6 protein-coding genes and 2 tRNA genes are annotated in these 6,841 nt (G+C 69.1%); 1 reads left to right on the top strand and 7 read right to left on the bottom strand.

Annotated features, from left to right (window positions below):
- Positions 1-167: 167 nt before the first annotated feature.
- From clpX to ABZ641_RS21640, 5 genes are all read right to left on the bottom strand, one after another.
- Positions 168-1,454: an ATP-dependent Clp protease ATP-binding subunit ClpX gene (gene clpX, locus ABZ641_RS21620; RefSeq protein WP_359984023.1), complete on the bottom strand. Its 1,287-nt coding sequence runs from the start codon at positions 1,452-1,454 to the stop codon at positions 168-170.
- A 350-nt stretch (positions 1,455-1,804) separates the two neighbouring features.
- Positions 1,805-2,461 carry an ATP-dependent Clp protease proteolytic subunit gene (locus ABZ641_RS21625; RefSeq protein ID WP_344627358.1) on the bottom strand — a complete coding sequence of 219 codons (657 nt, stop codon included), beginning with the start codon at positions 2,459-2,461 and terminating at the stop codon, positions 1,805-1,807.
- Positions 2,462-2,511: 50 nt separating this feature from the next.
- Positions 2,512-3,141, bottom strand: coding sequence for an ATP-dependent Clp protease proteolytic subunit (locus ABZ641_RS21630; protein ID WP_052390707.1), 630 nt, complete (start codon positions 3,139-3,141; stop codon positions 2,512-2,514).
- A gap of 299 nt (positions 3,142-3,440) precedes the next feature.
- Complete coding sequence (gene tig, locus ABZ641_RS21635; RefSeq protein WP_344627357.1) at positions 3,441-4,832, bottom strand: trigger factor; 1,392 nt, start codon at positions 4,830-4,832, stop codon at positions 3,441-3,443.
- 259 nt (positions 4,833-5,091) lie between these two features.
- Positions 5,092-5,165, bottom strand: a tRNA-Pro gene (locus ABZ641_RS21640).
- A gap of 164 nt (positions 5,166-5,329) precedes the next feature.
- On the opposite strand from ABZ641_RS21640, the gene ABZ641_RS21645 reads away from it, so the two are divergent.
- A tRNA-Gly gene (locus tag ABZ641_RS21645) sits at positions 5,330-5,403 on the top strand.
- A gap of 434 nt (positions 5,404-5,837) precedes the next feature.
- Here the strand turns inward: ABZ641_RS21645 and ABZ641_RS21650 are convergent.
- Positions 5,838-5,972: a hypothetical protein gene (locus ABZ641_RS21650; RefSeq protein ID WP_359984027.1), complete on the bottom strand. Its 135-nt coding sequence runs from the start codon at positions 5,970-5,972 to the stop codon at positions 5,838-5,840.
- Between the two features lie 369 nt (positions 5,973-6,341).
- Positions 6,342-6,841: M23 family metallopeptidase (locus ABZ641_RS21655; protein WP_359984030.1), on the bottom strand; the 500-nt coding region annotated here is incomplete at its 5' end.

Below are 6,841 nucleotides of genomic sequence, written 5' to 3' on the forward strand. Positions count from 1 at the left end.
TTAGTGGTGAGTGGTGTTCAGTGGTGTGCTCTTCAGATCTCGACACGGCGAAGGCCGACACGGCGAAGGCCGACACGGCGAAGGCCGACACGGCGAAGGCCGACACGGCGAAGGCCCTGCACCGCTTCCGGGTGCAGGGCCTTCGCCGTGTGTCGTGGGGCCGAACGTCAGGCGCTCTTCTCCCGGCGCTCGCGCTTGATCATGTCGCGCGGCACGAGGGTGGGGATGGCGTGCTTGGAGACGACGTCCCCGGTCACGACCACGCGGGCGACGTCCTGGCGGGAGGGGACCTCGTACATCACGGACATCAGCACCTCCTCCATGATCGCGCGCAGACCGCGGGCGCCGGTGCCGCGCAGGATCGCCTGGTCGGCGATGGCCTCCAGCGCGTCCCGGGTGAACTCCAGCTCCACGCCGTCCAGCTCGAAGAGCTTGCGGTACTGCTTGACCAGCGCGTTCTTCGGCTCGGTGAGGATCTGCAGCAGCGCCTCGCGGTCCAGGTTGTGCACGCTGGTGATCACGGGCAGACGGCCGATGAACTCGGGGATCATGCCGAACTTCACCAGGTCCTCCGGCATGACCTGGCGGAAGTGGTCGCTCGCGTCCGACTCCCGCTTGGAGCGGATGGTCGCGCCGAAGCCGATGCCCTTGGCGCCGGCCCGGCCCTCGATGATCCGCTCCAGGCCCGCGAAGGCACCGCCCACGATGAACAGCACGTTGGTGGTGTCGATCTGGATGAACTCCTGGTGAGGGTGCTTGCGCCCGCCCTGCGGCGGCACCGAGGCGGTGGTGCCCTCCAGGATCTTCAGCAGCGCCTGCTGCACGCCCTCGCCGGAGACGTCACGGGTGATCGACGGGTTCTCGCTCTTGCGGGCGACCTTGTCGATCTCGTCGATGTAGATGATCCCGGTCTCGGCCTTCTTGACGTCGTAGTCCGCCGCCTGGATCAGCTTGAGCAGGATGTTCTCGACGTCCTCGCCGACGTAGCCGGCCTCGGTCAGCGCGGTGGCGTCCGCGATGGCGAACGGCACGTTCAGCATCCGGGCCAGCGTCTGCGCCAGCAGCGTCTTGCCGGAACCGGTCGGGCCGAGCAGCAGGATGTTCGACTTCGCCAGCTCGATGGCGTCCTCGCGGCCGTTGCCGGTGCGGCCGTTCTCACCGGCCTGGACGCGCTTGTAGTGGTTGTAGACCGCGACGGACAGCGCCTTCTTCGCGAGGTCCTGGCCGACCACGTACTGGTCGAGGAACTCGTAGATCTCGCGGGGCTTCGGCAGCTCCTCGAAACGGACCTCCGAGGACTCCGCGAGCTCCTCCTCGATGATCTCGTTGCAGAGGTCGATGCACTCGTCGCAGATGTAGACGCCAGGCCCGGCGATCAGCTTCTTCACCTGCTTCTGCGACTTGCCGCAGAACGAGCACTTGAGCAGGTCGCCACCGTCTCCGATGCGTGCCACGAGGTGCTTCCCCTTCGCCAGGGGCCCCGCAGCTCTCCGGGGCCTGGTGCTGTGGACCGGCTGCGCCGTCGGCGGTCGGTCTCGCTATCCGACGGTACTCTGCCGAGCCGGTGATTCCGCCGACTTCGACAGCTCTGCCCTACGCCCTGGGCGAATTGATACCGAACAGAAGCCGTCTCACGGGCATGCGCCCATACTGCATTGTGCCCGTCCGAGCGCCTCGACCGGAACGGATCGGGGCGGGGCGTACGTCACTGTCGCGCGCCCCCGTACCGTCCGGCGCTCCTGCACCGGCGGTTCGTGAGGAACCGACAGCCGCGCACGGCCCCGCCCCCGAAGCCGCGAAGGGCTCAGCTCGTCAGCGAGGACTTGCGGGTCGAGATGATCTGGTCGATCAGCCCGTACTCCAGCGCCTCCTCGGCGGTCAGGATCTTGTCGCGCTCGATGTCGTCGCGCACCGTCTCGACCGGCTTGTTGGAGTGCTTGGCCAGCATCTCCTCCAGCTGCTCGCGCATCCGGAAGATCTCCTTGGCCTGGATCTCCAGGTCGGACACCTGGCCGCGGCCGGTCTCGGTGTACGGCTGGTGGATCAGGATGCGGGCGTTCGGCAGCGCCATCCGCTTGCCCGGGGTGCCGGCCGCCAGCAGCACGGCCGCGGCGGAGGCCGCCTGGCCCATGCAGACGGTGGTGATGTCCGGCTTCACGTACTGCATGGTGTCGTAGATGGCCGTGAGGGCCGTGAACGAGCCGCCGGGCGAGTTGATGTACATCTGGATCTCGCGGTCCGGGTCCATCGACTCCAGGCACAGCAGCTGGGCCATGATGTCGTTGGCCGAGACGTCGTCCACCTGCGAGCCGAGGAAGATGATGCGCTCCTCGAACAGCTTGGCGTACGGGTCGTACTCGCGGATGCCCTGCGAGGTGCGCTCGACGAAGCGCGGCACGATGTAGCGGCCCTCGGCACGGGGGCCCTGGAACTCGCCGTGCGGCGTGTAGGGAGTGTTCATGGGGTGTTCGGTCCTCCGAAGCGTGCGGTCTGGAAGTCTGGGGCCGGGCGTCAGGCGGTGAAGCCTGCGCCGGTGCCGCCGCCGCCGGGGACGTCCGCGGCGCTGTGCATGATCTCGTCGATGAGGCCGTACGCCTTGGCCTCCTCCGGGGTGAACCAGCGGTCGCGGTCGGAGTCAGCGGTGATCTGGTCGAAGCTCTGGCCGCTGTGGAAGGCGATCAGCTCGGACATGCGCTTCTTGGTGCGCAGCAGCTGCTCGGCCTGGATCCGGATGTCGGAGGCGGAACCGCCCAGACCGGCGGAGGGCTGGTGCATCAGGATGTTGGCGTTGGGCAGCGAGAAGCGCTTGCCCTTGGCGCCCGCGGTGAGCAGGAACTGGCCCATCGAGGCCGCCATGCCCATCGCGATGGTCACCACGTCGTTCTTGATGTACTGCATGGTGTCGTAGATCGCCATGCCCGCCGAGATCGAACCGCCCGGGGAGTTGATGTACAGGAAGATGTCCTTCTCCGGGTCGGCTGCCAGGAGGAGGAGCTGCGCGGTGATCTTGTTGGCGATGTCGTCGTCGACCTGCTGGCCGAGGAAGATGATGCGCTCGTTGAGCAGCCGGTTGTAGACCTGGTCGCCCAGGCCGCCGAGCACGTCACCGGCGGCGGCGCGCGGCGCCGTCAGGCCATCCATCTGCATCTGCGGGAACGTCACTTAGCCACCTGCTCAGTCGATCTGCGTGTGTGTCGCTGTCCACCGACCCTAACGCGCAGGCCGCGGCTCAGAATCCCCCACGCAGAACTGTTCGCTGTGAGCGCAGGGTGCGCGCGGAAATACGGGAGACCGAGCGGGAGGTGGGCGGCGACCGAGCGGGAGGTGGGCGGGTGGAGACCGAATGGGGGAGGGCGGCGGGCGGCGGGCGGGAACCCTCACGACACGACCCCGGCCCGGACACCTGGGGTGTCCGGGCCGGGGTCGTACGGATGTGAGGATCAGGCCTCGGTGGCCTCGTCCTCGACCTCGACGGTCTCGACGGCGTCGGTGGCCTCGGTCTCGTCCTCGTCGTCCTCGAAGGAGACGGTCTCACCGTTGCTGTCGGTGACGGTGGCGGCCTCGACGACCAGGGCCAGCGCCTTGCCGCGGGCGACCTCGCCGACCAGCAGCGGAACCTGGCCGCCCTGGACGATCTGCTGGGCGAACTGGTCCGGGGTGAGGCCCGAGCCGGCGGCGCGACGGATGAGGTGCTCGGTCAGCTCCTCCTGGCTGACGTTGAGCTCCTCCTTCGCGACGATCTCGTCCAGGACGAACTGGGTCTTGATGCCCTTCTTCGCCTGCTCCTCGGTCTCCTTCTCGTAGTCCTCGACGGACTTGTCCTGGGTCGCGAGGTAGGTCTCGAGGTTCATGCCCATCGGCTCGAGCTGGTGGTGCTCGAGGTTGTGCTTGCGGGTCTCGACCTCGTCCTTGAGGAGCTTCTCCGGGTACTCCATCTCGACCCGGGTCAGCAGCTCGTCCAGGACCTTCTCCTGGGCCTGGGTGGCCTGGTCGAACTCCTTCATGCGCTCGAGGCGCTTGCGGGAGTCGTCCTTCAGCTCGTCCAGGGTGTCGAACTCGCTCGCCAGCTGGGCGAACTCGTCGTCGAGCTCGGGGAGCTCCTTCTCCTGGACGGCGGTCACGGTGACGGTGACCTCGGAGCTCTTGCCGGCCTGGGTGCCGCCCTTGAGCTCGGTGGTGAAGGTCTTGGACTCACCGGCGGACAGGCCGATCACGGCGTCGTCGATGCCGTCCAGCAGGCGGCCGGAGCCGATCTCGTAGCTCACGCCGGCGGCGGTGCCGTCCTCCGGCACCTCGCCGTCGACCTTGGCCTCGAGGTCCACGACCACGACGTCGCCGGCCGCGGCGGCGCGCTCGACGTCCTTCACGGAGGAGAAGCGCTCGCGGAGCTGCTCCAGCGACTTCTCGACGTCCTCGTCGGCGACCGAGACGGCGTCGACGGTGACCGAGATCTCCGAGAAGTCCGGAAGGGCGATCTCCGGGCGGACGTCCACCTCGGCGGTGAACTTCAGGTCGCCGCCGTCGGCGATCCGCTCCACGCCCTCGATGTCGGTGATCTCGGGCTGGCCGAGGACCTCGATCTTGCCCTCGTCGACGGCCTGCGTGTAGAAGCGCGGCAGGGCGTCGTTGACGGCCTCCTCCAGCACCGCGGCACGGCCGAAGCGCTGGTCGATGACGCGAGCCGGGATCTTGCCCTTGCGGAAGCCCGGAACCGTGACCTGCTGGTTGATCTTCTTGTACGCCGCGTCGAGGCTGGGCTTGAGCTCCTCGAAGGGCACCTCGACGGTGAGTCGAACCCGGGTCGGGTTCAGAGTCTCGACGGCGCTCTTCACGGTTTGGTCTCCTATGGGCTTGCGGTCAGGTTGTCTCCGCCAGACGTCCACGGCCGGAACGGCCGGTCGGTCGGGCGAGACGGGCGATGGGCGATTGGGGCTGCATCTCCCGTACGGGGGTGGACGGTGAGCGTGACTCCTCGCCCTCGGGCGGCTGCCGCCTGTGTGCATGCCACAGGTACCACCGCCATCGGCCCATCCTACCGGTACCACGAAAGCAACAGGGCCCCGCCCGCCTGACGAGACCCTGCCGAAAGCGTCGGGGTGACCGGATTCGAACCGACGGCCTTCCGCTCCCAAAGCGGACGCGCTACCAAACTGCGCCACACCCCGTAGTGCCGAAAGAGAGAGTACACGCCGGTCCGGGCCCCCTCGCCGTAATATCAGCAGGCACCGGAGCGAAAGCGGTGTGCATTCGGCCGACCCGACCAGGTAGGCTGACCACCGTCCCCGAGGCCCGCACCGGCCGAGGGGCGACGTGCCGTCAACGCACGTACGCGGGCGTAGCTCAATGGTAGAGCCCCAGTCTTCCAAACTGGCCACGCGGGTTCGATTCCCGTCGCCCGCTCCACAGCAAAGGCCCCAGCTCAGCGACATGATCGCGGAGCTGGGGCCTTCGTCGTCCGTGGCACTCCAGGAGCACCGCGCCGCAGGCTCGGGTCTTTGGCTCGAAGGCGCCGCGGCTGCCGTACCGCACGGACCGCTCCCCGGCACGCAGCTCATTCGGCGCCACGGGCAGTGACCGTATGAAAAGGGCCCGACCTCCCGTTCGGCGAACGTGCACGGATCCATGGGAGAGGTCTCGGCGCACGAGGCGCGCAAGGTGGTGCAACGGTTGCCGCACTCCGCGGCAACCTGCCGACGGGCACCTGTCAGAGAGCGGTCGTAAGCACAGCGGCGAAGACGCTCTTCGCACCGGGTCCGCGGAACCGGACGTCGCAAGGACGACCCCGGGTGGCGTTGGTGGCGCCGGTCTCCGGGGTCGTCGGTGGGGGGTTCGGCCGGTCAGCCCAGGTGGTGGCGGGTGACGGCGGTGGCGACGGCGGGGAAGGCGAGCCAGTCGCGGGAGGTGGGGTCGCCGCCGTTGTCGGAGCCGACGCCGTTGTCGCCGCCCGCGTCGAAGATGTCGCCGCCGGCCACCTGGTTCTGGTCGCCGACGATGCTCTGGTCACCGATGACGATGGTGCGGTGCTGCGGGGCGGCAGCTGCGGTGGTGGCTGCGGGCAGGCTGCGCCGGCGACGGCGAGCAGGACGGCGGCGCGCTTCGCCCCGGTCGGCTGCTCGGGAAACGTTCGGCCGGTCGGGGGCGTGTTGCCCGCCGTGCCGGGGAGCCGCGCCGACACGGCGCGGGAGCGGTGAAGTGCCCGTGCGGCACGGGAGGTTGGGAACGGCCGAGGCCCGGCCCGGGATCACAGGATCCCCGGGCCGGGCCTTCGGATGCGGCGCGGTGTGCCTCGGCGGCGCTGCCTCGGCAGGGTTCGCGTCAACGGTGTGCGTCAGCGGTGTGCGTCAGACGCGGACACCGTGGGCGGCGAGGTAGGCCACCGGGTCGACGTCGGAGCCGTACGACGGGGTGGTGCGGATCTCGAAGTGCAGGTGCGGGCCGGTGACGTTGCCGGTCGCGCCGGAGAGGCCGATGATCTGGCCGGCGGTGACGGTCTGGCCGACCGAGACCTTCAGGGCCGAGAAGTGGGCGTACTGCGAGTACTTGCCGTCGGCGTGCTTGATGACGACGTTGTTGCCGTAGGCGCCGCCCCAGCCGGCCTCGACGACGGTGCCGGCGGCGATCGCGTGGATCGAGGTGCCGGTGCTGACGGCGAAGTCGACACCGGTGTGGTAGCCGCTGGACCAGTTGGAGCCGGCCTTGTGGTACGGGGTGCCCAGGGAGGCGGCGACCGGCGCGACGTAGCCGGAGGCAGCGGCGGCGGGCTTGGCGGCCTCGGTCTTCGGGGCGGCGGCCTGCGGGGCGGCGGCCGGCTTCGGCGCGGCGGGCTTGGCGGCCTCGGTCT

This window comes from Kitasatospora sp. NPDC007106 (genome assembly GCF_040634455.1).
GTDB lineage: Bacteria > Actinomycetota > Actinomycetes > Streptomycetales > Streptomycetaceae > Kitasatospora > Kitasatospora arboriphila.